General features: G+C 45.0%; 14 protein-coding genes, 1 rRNA gene and 1 pseudogene. 13 read left to right on the forward strand and 3 right to left on the reverse strand.

What is annotated here, in order from left to right:
- The first annotated feature begins 60 nt into the window (after positions 1-60).
- A 5S ribosomal RNA gene (rrf, locus tag MKZ13_RS03055) occupies positions 61-177 on the forward strand.
- 160 nt (positions 178-337) lie between these two features.
- Here rrf and MKZ13_RS03060 read toward each other — a convergent pair.
- The gene (locus MKZ13_RS03060; protein WP_339181656.1) at positions 338-760 is read right to left on the reverse strand and encodes a hypothetical protein; all 423 of its coding nucleotides are present in this window, start codon (positions 758-760) and stop codon (positions 338-340) included.
- A gap of 379 nt (positions 761-1,139) precedes the next feature.
- A complete protein-coding gene (locus tag MKZ13_RS03065; RefSeq protein ID WP_339181658.1) occupies positions 1,140-2,495 on the reverse strand; it encodes an MATE family efflux transporter in 1,356 nt (451 codons plus the stop codon).
- 162 nt (positions 2,496-2,657) lie between these two features.
- Between MKZ13_RS03065 and MKZ13_RS03070 the strand changes: the two genes are divergently transcribed.
- The 11 genes and pseudogenes from MKZ13_RS03070 (at position 2,658) to MKZ13_RS03120 (ending at position 13,262) form a co-directional block, all read left to right on the forward strand.
- Complete coding sequence (locus MKZ13_RS03070; protein ID WP_339181661.1) at positions 2,658-3,392, forward strand: class I SAM-dependent methyltransferase; 735 nt, start codon at positions 2,658-2,660, stop codon at positions 3,390-3,392.
- Positions 3,393-3,619: 227 nt separating this feature from the next.
- Complete coding sequence (locus MKZ13_RS03075) at positions 3,620-4,198, forward strand: sigma-70 family RNA polymerase sigma factor (RefSeq protein ID WP_339181664.1); 579 nt, start codon at positions 3,620-3,622, stop codon at positions 4,196-4,198.
- The gene (locus MKZ13_RS03080; protein WP_339181666.1) at positions 4,195-5,478 is read left to right on the forward strand and encodes a hypothetical protein; all 1,284 of its coding nucleotides are present in this window, start codon (positions 4,195-4,197) and stop codon (positions 5,476-5,478) included. Before MKZ13_RS03075 ends, MKZ13_RS03080 begins: the two co-directional genes overlap by 4 nt.
- 59 nt (positions 5,479-5,537) lie before the next feature.
- Positions 5,538-5,986: pseudogene (locus MKZ13_RS03085) on the forward strand (DUF523 domain-containing protein).
- Positions 5,987-6,181: 195 nt separating this feature from the next.
- Positions 6,182-7,927: a methyl-accepting chemotaxis protein gene (locus MKZ13_RS03090; RefSeq protein ID WP_339181669.1), complete on the forward strand. Its 1,746-nt coding sequence runs from the start codon at positions 6,182-6,184 to the stop codon at positions 7,925-7,927.
- A 209-nt stretch (positions 7,928-8,136) separates the two neighbouring features.
- Entirely contained in the window at positions 8,137-8,814 is a 678-nt protein-coding gene (locus MKZ13_RS03095) for an NAD(P)H-dependent oxidoreductase (RefSeq protein WP_339181672.1), read from the forward strand.
- 160 nt (positions 8,815-8,974) lie between these two features.
- Entirely contained in the window at positions 8,975-9,418 is a 444-nt protein-coding gene (locus MKZ13_RS03100; RefSeq protein ID WP_313771532.1) for a MarR family transcriptional regulator, read from the forward strand.
- A 166-nt stretch (positions 9,419-9,584) separates the two neighbouring features.
- Positions 9,585-10,166, forward strand: a complete 582-nt coding sequence (locus tag MKZ13_RS03105; protein ID WP_339181676.1) for an NAD(P)H-dependent oxidoreductase — start codon at positions 9,585-9,587, stop codon at positions 10,164-10,166.
- Positions 10,167-10,280: 114 nt separating this feature from the next.
- Positions 10,281-10,592, forward strand: a complete 312-nt coding sequence (locus MKZ13_RS03110) for a metalloregulator ArsR/SmtB family transcription factor (protein WP_036668255.1) — start codon at positions 10,281-10,283, stop codon at positions 10,590-10,592.
- 159 nt (positions 10,593-10,751) lie between these two features.
- Entirely contained in the window at positions 10,752-11,786 is a 1,035-nt protein-coding gene (locus MKZ13_RS03115) for an LLM class flavin-dependent oxidoreductase (RefSeq protein WP_339181677.1), read from the forward strand.
- Between the two features lie 315 nt (positions 11,787-12,101).
- A complete protein-coding gene (locus MKZ13_RS03120; protein ID WP_047841385.1) occupies positions 12,102-13,262 on the forward strand; it encodes an AI-2E family transporter in 1,161 nt (386 codons plus the stop codon).
- A 151-nt stretch (positions 13,263-13,413) separates the two neighbouring features.
- On the opposite strand, the gene MKZ13_RS03125 is transcribed toward MKZ13_RS03120, so the two are convergent.
- Positions 13,414-13,785, reverse strand: coding sequence for a metalloregulator ArsR/SmtB family transcription factor (locus tag MKZ13_RS03125; RefSeq protein ID WP_036614212.1), 372 nt, complete (start codon positions 13,783-13,785; stop codon positions 13,414-13,416).
- A gap of 227 nt (positions 13,786-14,012) precedes the next feature.
- On the opposite strand from MKZ13_RS03125, the gene MKZ13_RS03130 reads away from it, so the two are divergent.
- The gene (locus tag MKZ13_RS03130; RefSeq protein ID WP_339181679.1) at positions 14,013-16,361 is read left to right on the forward strand and encodes a heavy metal translocating P-type ATPase; all 2,349 of its coding nucleotides are present in this window, start codon (positions 14,013-14,015) and stop codon (positions 16,359-16,361) included.
- The last annotated feature ends 119 nt before the right edge of the window (positions 16,362-16,480 follow it).

Consider the following 16,480-nt stretch of genomic DNA (forward strand, 5'->3'; position numbering starts at 1 on the left):
TGTTTCGTTTCGAATCTAGTTTTCAGAGAATGATCTCTGAAATGTAAGCTAAGCTATGCGTTTGGTGGCGATGGCGGAGGGGTTCCACACGTACCCATCCCGAACACGACCGTTAAGCCCTCTAGCGCCGATGGTACTTGGACCGCAGGGTCCTGGGAGAGTAGGACGCCGCCAAGCAATAAGAAGACACACTTGATGATATCGAGTGTGTATTTTTTGTGTTACTATTTTATACATTGCATATAAAGAATTGAGTGAAAGCCGATAGGTCTCCCCTGCGCTGTATGACATTCCGTAAGTAAACAAATACAGTGTGATTCCTACGACTTAGTATATTTTAATATTGAATTTGGTAATCTCCTCCGCCACCATTAGGTGAGTACCCTACGATTTTATGGTAACCATACAGATTCCCTAAAGTGATGGTTTTTGTTCTCAAGTCTGATGCGATTACTCGTCCACTTCCCTTCAAATTTCCACTCATATCAACAACATTAAATACATATTCCCCAGTCGAACGAGGAAGAAAAGAAAACGTGACATTTCCACTCAAATAGATATCCGTTGAGTAACCTCCATCGAAATACTCTACTATAAGGTTTTGGGCAAAGATAGCAGCTTCTTGTTCCTGTTTTATCTGAGCATCTTGTGAAGGGATTATAGGCATAGACGGGTCATCAGCAAATACTGGTGAAACAGATGCTAGGAGCAAAGCCATGGAAGAGAGAGCTGAAATTGCAGTTTTTTGATATTTCTTCACAATCGAACATCTCCTTTTCATATATAAAAGTCGAGATTGATCATACTCACAGTAACTTTCCTCACAGTCATTTCCTAGGATAAAAGTGAGGGGAGGTCTGGCGCCGTATTTAGTTTGACAAGACAACTGTACTCCAATTAACAAATATATACAATTATATAAGAGAGTTTTATATCCTATTTTTTGTTAAATATATACTTTATTCATATATCATTCACATTTTCTATAGCTATAGTTTTCAAGCAACCGTTAATAGCACATGGACGATACGATATTTGGTTCTGATTATATTTACTTCAAGCATAACAAAGCCCTACCCGATCTATGTAGACCGAGCAGGGCTATATCTTTTTTCTATACGTTCATTTAATCCGTTATGCTACTCAGACTGCAACGCGTTTATTCGATCCGTAAGGGATCGTTTTCTATAGTATACGGCTATGGTTGCGAGAACCAGCATTTCGGACAGCGGTACGGCAAGCCACACACCCGTGACACCAAAGAATGAAGGGAGAATCGCAATCAACGCAATCATGATAATCATTTCACGTGCAGCTGTGATCCAAATGGCCATTTTGGCATTACCTACAGATTGGAAATAGGTGCTCATAACAAAGTTAACACCCATAAATACATAGGCAAATGTAAATATACGTAATCCGTAAACGGCATTATCCGTTACGCCACTACTGAAGTTTCCAAAGATTTGCACGAAATAAGGTGCACCGATCTGAACAACAAGAAGCAACAGTAGACCGCATGCGAGAGCCGTTTTGGTTGCTAAATGTATCGTTTGTTGTACCCGTTTAATTTGTTTTGCACCGTGATAATAGCTGATCAGAGGTTGGGCAGCAGACGCCAGACCCAGGAACGCTAACAGTACCACACCATGAATATAGTTCAATACGGTAAAGGATGCTACACCATCCGTGCCCGCAATGCGGTCCATGGAGATATTGTGAGAGACAGAGAAGACCGACATGCCAAGTTCAGCCAGAAAGCTGGGGAAACCAATGAGCAGCAGGGAAGCCAGCAGTTTGTTGTTCCATTTGAACCGGGTGAACGTGAGATTATTTGTTTTTTTGAAAAAGTGAGTGAACAGGACAATTAACGCAAGAGATGCCGATATGATTGTACCGAGGGCCACACCGCGTACACCCCATTCGAGTACATACAATGTTATATAATTGATGATGATATTGGCTACAGCAAACGTAATCTGAGCGTACATGGACGTGTTGGGATTACCATCGTTTCGTACAAAGATAGAGAGTGCATTCTCAATCGTGAAAACGAATCCGAACAATAACATGATATTCATATAATCCGAAGCAAACGGGAAGGTCTCGGCGTTAGCACCGAGGGAGTATACCAGCTTGTCTTTGAACGTAAATGCAGTATATCCAATGGCTATCGTAACTAGCATAATCAGCATAATGGATTTGGTGAAAATTTGTTTGGCTGATGTGATATCTTTTCTACCCATAGCGTTGGAGTACAAGGTTGCCCCGCCCATACCGATCCACAGCGACATAGCAACAAAAAGTGTGTAAACAGGTGAGGCAATGCCGATTCCCGCCATCGCGGTAGAACCCAGTTTGTGTCCAACCATAATGCCGTCGATAATAAAATTAAAAGCAACTACCAGCATCCCCAATACAGAAGGCACGAGGTAGCTTATAAAAGCTTTACCTACAGATTGCCCTTCCAAGGGATGCGTCCAATTCGTATTCATAATGACCTCCGTTAGTAAACTGAATGTTCATTCTGTATATAATAATACTGAACGTTCGTTCTGTATGATAACACGCCATGAATTCTCTTGGCAACTTTTGCGTTTAAATATCGTTTATGTGGTAGAGTAGGTTGATATTTATAAAGCGGGAGGATTCTCTTGATGAAACAAAATAAATACGATGAATCTGAATTTTTCAATAACTATAGTAAGATGGCACGTTCCGTTCAAGGGCTGGATGCAGCGGGGGAGTGGCATGAACTGCAGACTCTATTGCCTGATTTGAAGGACAAACGTGTGCTGGATTTGGGATGTGGTTTTGGCTGGCACTGCCGGTATGCGCGGGAGCAGCAAGCGAGTTCAGTGATCGGAGTAGATTTGTCTGAAAATATGCTTCAGCGTGCTCGTGAAATGACGGACGATCCACAGATCCGGTACGAGCAGCTGGCGATTGAAGATATTGATTTTGCACCGGGACAATTCGACGTTGTGATCAGTTCACTTGCTTTGCATTATATTGAACGGTTAGACACGGTGTACGCTAAGATCAATGATTTTCTCGTAGAAGGGGGCACATTTGTACTATCTTCCGAACATCCCATCTTCACCGCTCGTGCTGCCCAGGATTGGCATTACGGACCCACAGGTGAGATTCTTCACTGGCCCGTGGATGATTACCACGATGAAGGGAAACGTGTGGCGAACTTTCTGAATCAGGATGTGGTCAAATATCATCGCACACTGGCAACACATCTCAATGAACTGATTAAGGCGGGGTTTGCTATTCAAAAGGTGGCTGAATCCAAACCATTACCGGAGATGATTGAACAGGTCCCAGGCATGCGAGACGAGAATCGGAGACCGATGTTTCTGATGATTGCTGCGGTTAAAGTATAACGAAGAAAATGATACGTTAGACCAGAGGGCAGAATTAACTGATGAAGTGGTGCGTTCGCTTATAAGCTTCCTGATAGAGATTTCTAACAAGCAAACTTGAAGGAATCAGCGTGTTCAGCGATGTTGAACATGCTGTTTTTTATTTTGCTACAATAATAAGAAATAATGTCCAAAACAGGGAACCAAATCACATTAGACTCAGTCATATTAAGTGAGGTGAACAACAGTTGGATGATCAATTACTGGCACAAGCTCAGACCATAGACAATTACACACTTAGCAGCATAATGGATGACTACGGAAATGACGTGTGGAATTACGCTTATTTTCTGACCAAAAGTGCCGAACAGGCAGATGAATTGTCACAGGAGGTATTTATTCGGGCGTACTCGGGGATCGCTCTTTATCGTGGGGATTGCTCACTGAAAACATGGCTGTTGACGATTACTAGGAACACGACTTTTACATATCGAAAATCCAGATTTTTTCGTAGTAGCCTGTGGGGAGAGACGTTACCCATTGAGACAGAGCGTGGGGATTCAAGCCAAAGAGTCATGATTGCAGAGCAGCCTGCACATCCTTCGGCCGAGATGGAAGTGATGCGTAAGGAGCATATCCATGAAATCTGGGATATTGTTCTGGCGTTGCCGAAGAAGTTCCGGGAGATCCTTTTGCTGAATCTGAAATATGAGCTTACGACGAGTGAGATTGCTGAGATATTGAAAATCAGCTCAGGCACAGTAAAATCAAGACTATCCCGAGGTAAGGACAAGGTACGGAAACAATGGGAGGAGCGAAGCAAATGAGACACAAGGATGAGCAATGGGAGAAGGAAATCCGGAAGGGACCGTTTGCTTCGTCTCCTTTTACGGAGGATCACAAGCGAAAGGTGCTTCAACAGGTGGAGTGGATGAAGAAGTCGGAAGAGGGGAGCAAGGGAGATAGGTCAGAGGACAGTTCCAGGCCATCCAGGCCGTTTAGACTGAAAGTGAACAACGTGTCCCACAAGCGTCGCCCTAGAAAAGGACCTCTTGTTGCCGGCACAGGTGTGTTGGTTATTGCGGCTGGATTGTTCCTATGGATCTGGAATGATGGACAGCTGGTGAAACCCGTGATCGAGCAGGTCTATCCGACAGCAGCGTTACAGTTATCCGATGGTTTGAACACGAATCTGCTAACCGACAAAATGAAAAGAAATGTTGCGACTACCATGCGAGATGATCTGGGTAAACAGCTGAAGATTATGAAAGTGGAAGACCTGCCTGTGTCCGGCAGAATATATGTAGAGGCTGGAAATGAAAGCGAGAAGGAGTATGCGCAGATATGGCTCGATGCGACAACAGGAAATCTGCGTGAAGTACAGATGAGACGTGAGATGCAGCCAAGCGAGTTGGAGCACCGTTATCTGCGTCAAGTTCCAACGCTTTTGCAAAGTATAGGCAGCACTCCAACGCTTAAACCTGCATCAGTCAAACGTTTTGTGAGTATGAAGCAAGGGGAATTGGAGCCGATATCACATACGACATTAGCGTTAGAGAATGAGACTGGCCATGGTTATGGGGAGATTGTATGGCAGCAGGACAAGGCTGTATCGATCACAGGCGACCTTAGACCTGATCAAATATCACAGGCAGCGCTGGCGGATGCCAGAAACGCGATTGAGGCTCTGTCTGGTAAAGCCAATCTTGATCTGGTAAGAGCAAGCCGAAGCAAAGATGATGAACTCGGCAAGGATACAGTCTCCTTTTCCTTTAAAGATAACTACTTTGTCCAGATGACCGAAGGAAAAGAGGGCTTGGGTTATACGGTTGGGGATGCTAATCATTATGAGCAAGACTTTGCAGACTGGGAAGAAATAGAGGCTTATTATCAGGAACTATATAACATACAGGAGTCTCTTCTTAGAGAAGGAGTAGAACCTATAATTAAAAAAATATTTAAAATGGATCTTCAAGCGTATAAACTTCACCGTAATCCTGACCATCCAGGCATGGTCACATTTGAACTGGAGTCGAGCACGGATGTTTTTCAGGTTGAATACAGGGAAGATGGACGGATCAAGATGATTACCAGAGGTGAGTTATAGGGCTTGATCTTATATGTTACAATTTACTTCATAGATGGAATGAGTATAAGGAGATAACGATGAAATATTTGGTGAGTTCATGTCTGGCGGGGGTAGCTTGCCGTTACAATGGAACAGCGAGCCTGGATGAGAAGATTCAGGAGCTTGTGAAGCAGGACCAGGCTAAGATGGTATGCCCGGAGCTGCTTGGTGGATTCTCCACTCCGCGAGAACCGGCTGAAATTATCGGTGGCACAGGCAAGGACGTGCTGGCAGGCACTGCAAAAGTGATCGAGAAAAGTGGCAAGGACGTCACAGAGCGGGAGCCTATCAGACGCTCGAATGGGCGCGAGAATTGAATGTATCGTGTGTGGTACTGAAGGAGTTTAGTCCGTCCTGTGGTACACAGAAGATCTATGATGGGAATTTTGCCAATCAAAAGGTAACTGGAGAAGGTGTCACCTCAGCATTGCTGCGACAAGAAGGATATACCGTCATTTCTGAAAATGAGTGGATGGAGCAACTATAGGTCGCATAGATATCGTTTCATATTCACAGAAAAGCCGCTGGATTATATTCTGGCGGCTTTTCTGTTGTCTCCCATTACTTTTCTCATTAAAAGAATAAAGTCAATTTTCCTGAAATGCTAACAAACAATATGGATACATACGATATAGATATAAGATATATAAGGCTATCTACTATTTAAAGTGGGGGAATAATCATGTCAATTCAGTCTAAGCCAAAAAATAAGAAAGGAAATAAACTCAAAAATATAAAATTAACAACAACGATGGTCATCATGACTGTGATTAGTCTAATCGGCTTGTTTACTGTCTTTCTGATTGGGATTTTCGGAATGAACGAAGCAAAAACGGGACAAGGTATCCTCTACAATGACCGCTTCCAGCATCAAACCAATGTTCTTGAATTGAAAAGTAATTTCTATAATATGCGCGCCAATTATACAAAGGTTCTTGATAATGCAGAGTATACCGACAAACAGTACGATCAGGTTCAGAAAGGTAAGAAGAGTATTACCGATGGTTTGAATGAATTTTCAGCAAGAACATTGGATACCAAAGAAAAAGAGATATTTGCAGATTTGGTAGCAAAGATGGATACATATTATCAGGATATTGAGCAAATCATGGATACCAAAAAGATGTCGGGCACCTACGATAGTGAAGAGAGAGGAAGAATTAACAAAAGCAGTACAGCGATTGTGGAGACAATCACCCTTTTGAGTGCGTATAACGAAGAGGAGTCGGCCAAGCTCTATGCGGATACACAGGAAGTAATTCAGCAGCGAGCATTGGTGCTCGGTTCGGTACTTTTGCTTTCACTTGCAGCGCTCATTCTGATTTCATTTGTAATGATTCGCAGTATACGTCAACGAATGAAAGCAATTACCCGTTATTGTGAAGAAATAACAAAAGGCAACTTAACGGCATCCTTGGATCCGCACCTAACACAGGGAAATAATGAGATAAGTGTCATCGCACGAGCTATTCGTACAATGACCGATTCCACAACAAATGTCATTCGTGGTGTAGTTCAGGAATCTCATCATATCAACCAGGTTAGCGATCTTACCAACCAGAATATGGCTGGTCTGAATGAACGAATTCGTGAAGTATCAGCTACAGTTGAAGAGCTCTCTGCTGCAATGGAAGAGGCTTCAGCCCATACGGAAAATATGAATCATTCGGCTGCTGAGATGCAACAGGGAGCTGAATATATATCGGAACGGACATCTAAACAAGCAGAGTCCGCGTATGTGACCAGCACGAAGGCTGAAAAGTTGAAGCAGGAAGCCCGCGAATCGAGCCGAGCAGCCATAGACATGTATGATCATACGAGTAAGAAGATGACAGAAGCGCTGGAGCGTGCAACAGCTGTAGATCAGATTGGTATATTATCTCAGTCTATTTTGGATGTTACAGCGCAGACTAATCTGCTGGCACTCAATGCATCCATTGAAGCTGCAAGGGCTGGAGAAGCAGGCAGGGGTTTTGCGGTTGTAGCAAGCGAGATTCGAAAGTTGGCTGATGATTCCAGACAGGCTGCCGATCAAATTCAGCAGGTCACGGAAGAAGTTATGCAGTCTGTAACCAATCTGTCCTCGAATGCTAAAGAATTGCTATCCTTTATGTTCAATCAGGTTGGCAAAGATTATAAATTATTGGAGGATACAGCTGAACAGTATTATGTCGATTCCCTTGATCATGCCAATGCAGTTAAAGATCTCAATGCAACCTCACAACAAGTGACTGCAAATATCAAAATACTAGTGGGCTCCATTCACGAGATTGCATCAGCCAGTGAACAATCCGCTGCATCCAGTCAGGAAATCGCAGGACATATGGTCGCCTCTGCTGCGCAATCTGTGGAAGTAGTTAAACAATCTGATCAAGTCAAGGATAGTGCATTAAATCTGAATAAGCTGGTTCAAGATTTCAAGATTTAAAAGGAGAGAGTCGCAGATGATCCACTAGGGCCATGTAAGTGCCTAGTGGATTATTGCTGTCTTCATCCAATACTTACTTTTATAAACCAAGAAACAATAATGTGCGTACTTTTAATTTATACGCATAGGTCCTAAACTAATACTTGAGATGAAATCACTTTAACATTATTGTTCAACATAAAAAAATATATAAAAGGACGTGGAGCTGCATGGAAGTTACAACAAAGTCAAAGACAAAGGAAGACATCTTAAAGGCGTATCATTTCCGGCATGCAACAAAGATATTTGATGCTACCCGCAAAATCTCGGATGAGGATTTCCAATTTATATTGGAAACAGGCAGATTATCTCCAAGTTCCATTGGCCTTGAACCGTGGAAGTTTCTGATTGTACAAAATCCGAACCTGCGTAAGCGTCTGTCCGAAGTCTCTTCCGGCGCTCAAAAGCAATTGGCTACAGCAAGCCATTTTGTTGTTATTTTGGCCCGATCAGATGCCAGTTATAATTCTCCTTATGCGGAGTACATGTTGAAGGAAACAAAGGGAATGCCAAATAACGTATTTGAGCTAACAAGTGAGGCTTATGGAAAGTTCCAAAGTAATCAGAAAATTCTGGATAATCCAAGATCATTATTTGACTGGGCATCTAAACAAACTTATATTGCACTTGGCAACATGATGACGGCGGCAGCTCAGATCGAGATTGATTCTTGTCCAATCGAAGGTTTCAGCCGTGAGGACGTCCACCGTATTATGGAAGAAGAGGGCTTGCTGGAAAATGGCGCATGGGGCGTCTCTATGATGGCAGCCTTCGGTTATCGGGTAGAGGAGCCCCAACGTGAGAAGTCCCGACAATCCGTTGAGAAAATCACGCAATGGATTAACTGAATTCAGCGTGAATCCAGCATGAATTCAAAAATGATTATCTAAGATCTTACATTACAGATCAGGATCAGAGCAGAATCGAAACAGCCCGATATTTTCCACCTGTTAGAAGCATGGAAAGGGCTGTTTTTCTTTTTATAAAAAAGAACTTGAAAATACATAGATGTCTATGTATAATGAGGTCATGCCTAAATACAACGCAATTGCACTGATTGCAAGAATCAGGGACCATGTCAACAAACGGATTGTACACGAATTGGAACAGCATGAGGTAACAGGGATTGTTCCTTCTCATGGGGATGTATTAATGTTCTTGTACCGGGAAGAGACGCTGTCGATCAAGATGTTGGCTGAACGTGTCCAACGCACGCAACCAACGGTAACAGTACTGGTCAACAAGCTGGAGAAGCTTGGCTATGTTGAACGCAGCAAGAGTGCCGAAGATAGCCGGGTGACGATGATTCGCCTTACTGATCAGGGGAAGCGTCTTGAACCGATCTTCCATCAGGTATCAGAGCAGATTAATGACATCATCTATAGTGGCTTGTCCGATGAACAGTCGGAGCAATTGGAGAGCTTGCTGTCCATGATTGTCCGAAAGTTATAATGAATGAACTCTTCTGTCTGCAACCCTTCCAGATTTGGATGGGGTGGAGGCAGAGGAACCCAAATATTTTTTTAACCAAATGCATAGATGTCTATGTATGTGGAACGTATCAATGTAACCCCATTTTCGCAACCTAACTCAAACCAAACCTGGAGGGATTCACACTATGAAACATCTTATCGTATATGCTCACCCGCACACAGACAGCTTGAATAACGCAATCCTCAATACTGCTGTAGAAGCTCTCGAAGCTCAAGGCCATGAAGTAGTCGTTCGTGACTTATATAAGCTTGGATTCCAACCCGTACTGACTGAAGCAGATACAGCTTCCATGCGCGCAGGACAGACACCACAGGATATCGCTACAGAGCAACAGTTTGTTACAGATGCAGAAGCCATTACATTCATCTATCCGATCTGGTGGACAGGTCTTCCTGCCATTCTGAAAGGGTACGTTGACCGTGTATTCGCCTATGGTTTTGCGTATGCAGCAGGTGAAGCAGGAATCGAGAAATTGCTGACAGGCAAAAAAGGCCTCATTATCAACACCCATGGTACACCAAGTGAAATTTATGATCAGATCGGCATGACTGCTGGACTGAAAATAACTTCAGATGTAGGTATCTTCGATTTTGTAGGTATTGAAGCCGTAGATCATCTGCTCTTTGGTAGTATTGGATATCTGGATGCACCAGCATATCAAGCGATGTTGGATCAGGTTAAACAGACGGTAACGACCAAATTCTAATATAGATGTTGGTTCCCTATAAGGATTCCATATGATACCAGACCGACTCGATCAAGAGTCGGTTTGTTTGTTCATGTGTTTGCAAAATGGATGAAAGGGGGTATAATCGTACCCATGGAACCTATACTTATATTCAAAGCATTATCGAACGAGACACGTAGACAAATCTTGTTGTGGCTCAAAAACCCGGAGCAACACTTTCCACCGCTGGAACTATCACAGCATCCGGATGGTGGCAAGAACGGAATCTGTGTTGGCACGATTCAAGTGAAGGCTGGACTGGCTCAGTCGGTTATATCCAGTTATCTGCTGACTATGCTCAAGGCAGGATTGCTGCTCTCCGAGCGAAGAGGACAATGGACGTATTATCGGCGCAACGAGGAGACAATCCGTCAGTTTGCCGAGTACGTGCAGAACGAGTTATAAGCCGGATGCCGGAACGGAAGCTAGGATGCACATGCACGCAGGGATTCCGTCCGGATGTAAACGGCTAGTTTATCATCACATCACCATATCCAGTTGCGATTTAATTAATCTATATATCTGGATATACAAAAATATAATCATCGAGGAGATTAAACGATAATGACTACAGAAAATACAGCTACATCCCATAAAGAACATATTCATGACGTTAAGCTTTCCATCCTGGATCTGGCTCCTGTTGTAGTGGGTGCAACACCTGCTGATGCACTGCGCAACAGCCTGGATCTGGCACAGCATGCAGAGAAGTGGGGATATCACCGTTACTGGGTAGCTGAACATCACAACATGCCGGGTATTGCTTCATCCGCAACTTCGGTTGTTATTGGATATCTGGCTGGTGGAACTAAAACGATTCGTCTGGGTTCAGGAGGCATCATGTTGCCCAACCATGCACCGCTTGTCATCGCTGAGCAGTTCGGCACACTGGAATCCTTGTATCCTGGCAGAATTGACCTGGGACTGGGTCGCGCACCAGGTAGTGACCGCCGTACATCGCTTGCACTACGCAAAGATCTGAACAGTGGGGAAGATTTCCCTGAGTTGTTGGCAGAACTTAGAGCATACTTTGATGCTTCGGCGACATCTTATCATGCGCCTGTTCGCGCAGTTCCTGGAGAAGGATTGAATATTCCGATTTACCTCTTGGGGTCCAGTGATTTCAGTGCACGTCTGGCAGGTCAGCTAGGATTGCCGTTTGCTTTTGCCAGCCACTTCTCGCCCGATTACACCCGGATTGCATTAGAGACGTATCGAAACAACTTCCAACCATCTGAAAGCTTGAAGGAGCCGCATGTGATTGTTGGTGTTAACGCTGTTGTTGCAGATACAGACGAGGAAGCAGCATGGCTGGGTACAACGATGCAGCAGCAGTTCCTGAACATTATTCGTGGCACAACGGGATTGGTACAGCCTCCGGCAGAGATGGAAGGCAAATGGACGGATCGTGAGAAGGCTGGTGTTGAGCAGACGCTCAAGGCAGCTGTTAATGGTTCACCAGAAACGGTACGTGGACAGCTGGAATCCTTCATTCGGCAGACACAGGCAGATGAGCTGATTATTACGTCGATGATCTATGATCATAAGGCACGTCTGCATTCCTATGAATTGATTGCACAATTGGCGGGAAAAGCTTAATCTTCCATTTTCAGCGTTAAAACTGGCTTAATCGTAGGGTATAGCTATAAATTTACGGTTCGTCTCCCAGTGAGGCGAGCCGTTTTTGAATAGGGAGAATTTGCAAATGATTCGTGTGGGGCAGAAGACTCATTTTGGGGTAAAATGACTTTACCCGGTTTAATTTGAAACGGTTAATCAGCACCATACGTATAAATCCAGAGTGTTATACATATGTTGGCTTGTACAAGGTATTTTTTTATTCGTGTGTATGGGCATTTATCTAGCTTTATAGTTAAGTTTTGATTAAGGGTCATAAGAGAGGACGACACGCCTATGGAGCAACCTGAGCAACCCCGCGTTTGGCCGGAGCGGTTCAAGCGATTTTTTCTTAACAACAAGTTTGTCCTATTTCTGCTGATTCTGCTGTTGGTGGGACTGAACGTGATGGTTCTGACCAAAGTATCTTTTGTTCTTCATCCGCTCGCAGTACTCATCAAAACCATTGTGCTACCTATTATTCTGTCAGGCATACTCTACTATCTGCTGAATCCGATTGTGGATGTGATGGAAAGATGGAAAATCAAGCGTGGCTGGTCCATTCTGATCCTGTATCTTGCCATCGGAGGCATTCTGACCGTTGTAGTGCTGGCAGTCATTCCGGTTGTACGGAACCAGATTATGGGGCTGATCGAAAATTTCCCAACATACAGCGAAACGGTAAAACAGCAGTTTGAGGAACTCACGGGCAGCCAACTGTTCGGTCAGTTCCAGGAGACGGTGAATCTGAATTCGCAGGACTGGTGGGGAACAATCTCCCAAAAGGCTACTGAAATTCTGAACTCGACCTGGACCAAATTGGGCGGATTCCTCGGAGCTTTCACTGAGACCGTGCTGTCCATCGTAACGGTTCCGTTCATTCTGTTCTATCTGCTGAAAGACGGCAAGAAGCTGCCAGCGAAAATTCTGTCTTTCCTGCCGATCAAGAGCCGTACGGGCGCAATGCATGTGCTGGAAGACATCAATCACCAGATCAGTTCATTCATTCGTGGACAGATTATCGTCAGCTTCTGCATCGGTATTCTACTCTACATCGGTTATATGGTCATTGGTCTGGATTATGCACTGATTCTTGCCATTATCGCCTCGTTCACGAGTGTTGTTCCGTATCTGGGACCAGCAATTGCAATTACACCTGCGTTGATCGTGGCCCTGGTTACTTCGCCGGTGATGCTGCTGAAGATGGTTGCCGTATGGACAATCGTGCAGTTAATCGAGGGTAAATTCATCTCACCACAGATCATGGGCAAAACGCTGAAGATTCATCCCATCACGATTATCTTTGTCATTCTGACTTCGGGTAATCTGTTTGGAGTCGTGGGCATTCTGCTCGCTGTTCCAGGATACGCGGTGCTGAAAGTATGTGTATCGCATATCTTCAACTGGTTCAAGGACAGATCCGGCCTGTATGATCCGAACAAAAACAATCTTTTATGACTAAAGTGGCAAGCTCCAATGGATAGTTAATCAGAAGATCTAGTCACTCTGTATCCTGTATAAAAAGGTACCCTTACCAAGAAGAACCCCCGTCCATCGGCATACAGCCGAGAGGCGGGGGTTCTTCTTCATGAACAAGCTTGGCTGCTGCCTAGCTGTGTTTAATATGCTGGAGCGTTTGCAGGAAAATCTGCTCAATGTGAGCATCATCCAGAGAGTAGTACACGGTCTTGCCTTCCTTGCGTCGCTTGACGATCCGCATGTTGCGGAGAGAACGCAGCTGGTGTGAAATGGCCGACTGTCCCATGTCGAGCAGAACCGTCAGGTCATGAACACATAATTCCTTCTGTAACAGCGCATCAATAATACGTAGACGTGTGGGGTCGCTGAATGCCTTGAACCAATCTGCCATCTCGGAAGACGTCTCCCGATCTATGAGTGAAGTGCGAATCGTCTGCACGTCGGCTTCAGTGCCTGAGCAGGCTGCATCACATTCGCTTGGTGCTTTAACCGGTTGTTCCATTTCCTATCACCGCCTATGTTAACAACTATAGCTCTATTATATCCAAAACCCGCCTAAAGCGAAATGATTACTATTAGCATAATCTGTATGAAAAATCAACAACGATTGTTGACACTCATGTTTAGGCGTGCATATAATAGGGTTAACCAAACATATGAATGAGTGCTCATATATTGAATGTAATTGAAATATAACATCGTTTTTGTACTGCAAAGGGGAGAATTCACATGGGAACCGGACAGGAACAGGTGAAAAGGGAACTGCTGCTTGAGGGACTGGATTGTGCGAACTGCGCTTTGAAGATTGAGAATGGCGTCAAAAAAATTAAAGGCATTAACGAATGCTCTGTCAATTTTGTTACCAAAACATTATCGCTACACACCACTTCCGATATGGATGAACAGGTAGTGGAAGAAGCAAAGCGCAAAGTGCTTCGGCTGGAGCCGCATATTCGCATTTCGGAAAAAGGAAAACACGTGAATGGACATGTACACACCCATACAGGGAGTGCAGCTGGTGCGCATAACCACAGTCATGACCATACCGGACATGATCATGGACATTCACATTCACATGGCAAACACTCGCATACTCATGATCACTCAGATTCAGAGGGACACACACATGGTCATGTGCATGAGCACGGAGGTCATGCTGGACATGATCACAGCCATACACATGATGATGCCCATGCAGGCCACTCGCATGAACATGGTGCAGGACAGACAAAAGTGTTGCTTGCTCGTCTTGCTGCAGGTTCTGTGTTGCTCGCAGCCGCAATCTGGTCGCCGCTGGAGGGCTGGGCACAATTTGCTCTCTATGCACTCGCTTATCTGATTGCCGGGGGAGATATTGTGCTCCAGGCGTCCAAAAACATTATTCGTGGCCAGGTATTCGATGAATACTTCCTGATGTCCGTGGCTACCTTGGGTGCCTTTGCTATTGGAGAGTATCCGGAAGGGGTAGCGGTCATGCTCTTTTATCAGCTCGGGGAGCTGTTTCAGGGTATGGCGGTTAATCGGTCACGCAAGTCCATTCAGGCGCTCATGGACATTCGCCCGGACTACGCGAATATCCTGACGGGTTCGGGTGACGAGACTCGTCGTGTATCTCCGGAAGCCGTACGGATTGGTGATCGTATTGTCGTGAAAGCAGGAGAGCGAGTACCGCTGGATGGTATCGTTAGAGCTGGGCGTTCCATGGTGGACACTTCTGCTCTGACAGGTGAATCCGTACCTCGTGAGCTGGAGCCTGGAAGTGATGTACTGAGTGGATTTGTGAACAAAAATGGTATGTTGACGATTGAAGTGACCAAAACGTTTGGTGAATCAACGGTATCCAAAATTTTGGACCTGGTGCAGAACGCGAGCAGCCGGAAAGCGAAAACAGAACATTTTATTAGTAAATTCGCCCGTTATTACACACCGGTTGTTGTTATCCTTGCAGCCGTGATTGCATTTGTTCCGCCGTTGATACTTAGTGGTGCAACATTTGCTGACTGGATCTATCGCGCATTGGTCTTCCTGGTTATCTCATGTCCTTGTGCTCTGGTCGTTTCTATTCCACTTGGATTCTTTGGTGGTATCGGAGCAGCTTCACGTAACGGGATTCTCGTTAAAGGCAGTAACTACCTTGAAGCGTTGAACGATGTGAAAATTGTTGTTTTTGATAAAACGGGTACACTAACCAAAGGTGTATTCAAAGTAACAGCCATTCATCCCGAAGGTGGACGCACGGAAGAAGAACTGATGGAGCTGGCAGCTATTGCCGAAGCCAATTCCAATCATCCGATTGCCGAATCCATTCGCGCAGCTTGGGCTAAGGCCATTCCCACGCAAGGTGTGGAAGGTTATGACGAAGTTGCCGGACACGGGATCAAGGTGAGTGTGGATGGTCGGGAAGTGCTTGCAGGCAACGCCAAATTAATGGTGCAGGCAGGTATATCCTATACCACACCAGAAACAGCCGGAACGATTGTCCACGTGGCTGAAGCTGGCACGTATGTTGGTCATCTAATCATTGCCGATGAAGTGAAGGATGACGCAGCCGCGGCGATTCAGGCGCTGAAGAAACTCGGCATTCGCAAAACGGTCATGCTGACAGGTGATGCCAAAGCCGTAGGTGAAGCGGTAGGACGCGAGCTGGGTGTGGATGAGGTCTATGCTGAATTGCTGCCACAGGACAAAGTGGAGCGGCTGGAGCAACTGGAAGCTGCCAAATCTCCGAAGGAGAAAATGGTGTTTGTCGGTGACGGCATCAACGATACACCTGTACTGGCGCGCGCCGATGTGGGCGTGGCCATGGGTGGACTTGGTTCAGATGCTGCGATTGAAGCGGCAGATGTGGTCATCATGACCGATGAACCGTCGAAACTAGCGAGTGCAATTCGCATTGCAAAGCGTACACGAATGATTGTATGGCAAAATATCGCGTTTGCTTTGGGGGTTAAAGCGATCTTCCTGCTACTCGGTGTGTTCGGCATAGCTACCATGTGGGAAGCGGTATTCTCCGATGTCGGTGTCACAGTGCTAGCTGTACTGAACGCCATGCGTGTACTTCGAGTGAAGAATATCTAAGTTTACGAAACGATCCAGGCGGCTCTTCGTATATACGTAGAGCCGTTTTTATATTTTTATGTAGATAAGTCTAACCAGACATTTACACGAGAACGGAGAGGACAGAAATAACCTGAAGA

Source organism: Paenibacillus sp. FSL R5-0701 (assembly GCF_037973995.1).
Classification (GTDB): Bacteria; Bacillota; Bacilli; order Paenibacillales; family Paenibacillaceae; genus Paenibacillus.

Bases quoted from the DNA above. Each gene is read 5' to 3' on its own strand.
- MKZ13_RS03065 (WP_339181658.1), bottom strand. From the start codon at position 2,495: ATGAATACGAATTGGACGCATCCCTTGGAAGGGCAATCTGTAGGTAAA.
- MKZ13_RS03070 (WP_339181661.1), top strand. From the start codon at position 2,658: ATGAAACAAAATAAATACGATGAATCTGAATTTTTCAATAACTATAGT.
- MKZ13_RS03080 (WP_339181666.1), top strand. From the start codon at position 4,195: ATGAGACACAAGGATGAGCAATGGGAGAAGGAAATCCGGAAGGGACCG.
- MKZ13_RS03090 (WP_339181669.1), top strand. From the start codon at position 6,182: ATGTCAATTCAGTCTAAGCCAAAAAATAAGAAAGGAAATAAACTCAAA.
- MKZ13_RS03095 (WP_339181672.1), top strand. From the start codon at position 8,137: ATGGAAGTTACAACAAAGTCAAAGACAAAGGAAGACATCTTAAAGGCG.
- MKZ13_RS03100 (WP_313771532.1), top strand. From the start codon at position 8,975: ATGTCTATGTATAATGAGGTCATGCCTAAATACAACGCAATTGCACTG.
- MKZ13_RS03105 (WP_339181676.1), top strand. From the start codon at position 9,585: ATGAAACATCTTATCGTATATGCTCACCCGCACACAGACAGCTTGAAT.
- MKZ13_RS03110 (WP_036668255.1), top strand. From the start codon at position 10,281: ATGGAACCTATACTTATATTCAAAGCATTATCGAACGAGACACGTAGA.
- MKZ13_RS03115 (WP_339181677.1), top strand. From the start codon at position 10,752: ATGACTACAGAAAATACAGCTACATCCCATAAAGAACATATTCATGAC.
- MKZ13_RS03120 (WP_047841385.1), top strand. From the start codon at position 12,102: ATGGAGCAACCTGAGCAACCCCGCGTTTGGCCGGAGCGGTTCAAGCGA.
- MKZ13_RS03125 (WP_036614212.1), bottom strand. From the start codon at position 13,785: ATGGAACAACCGGTTAAAGCACCAAGCGAATGTGATGCAGCCTGCTCA.
- MKZ13_RS03130 (WP_339181679.1), top strand. From the start codon at position 14,013: ATGGGAACCGGACAGGAACAGGTGAAAAGGGAACTGCTGCTTGAGGGA.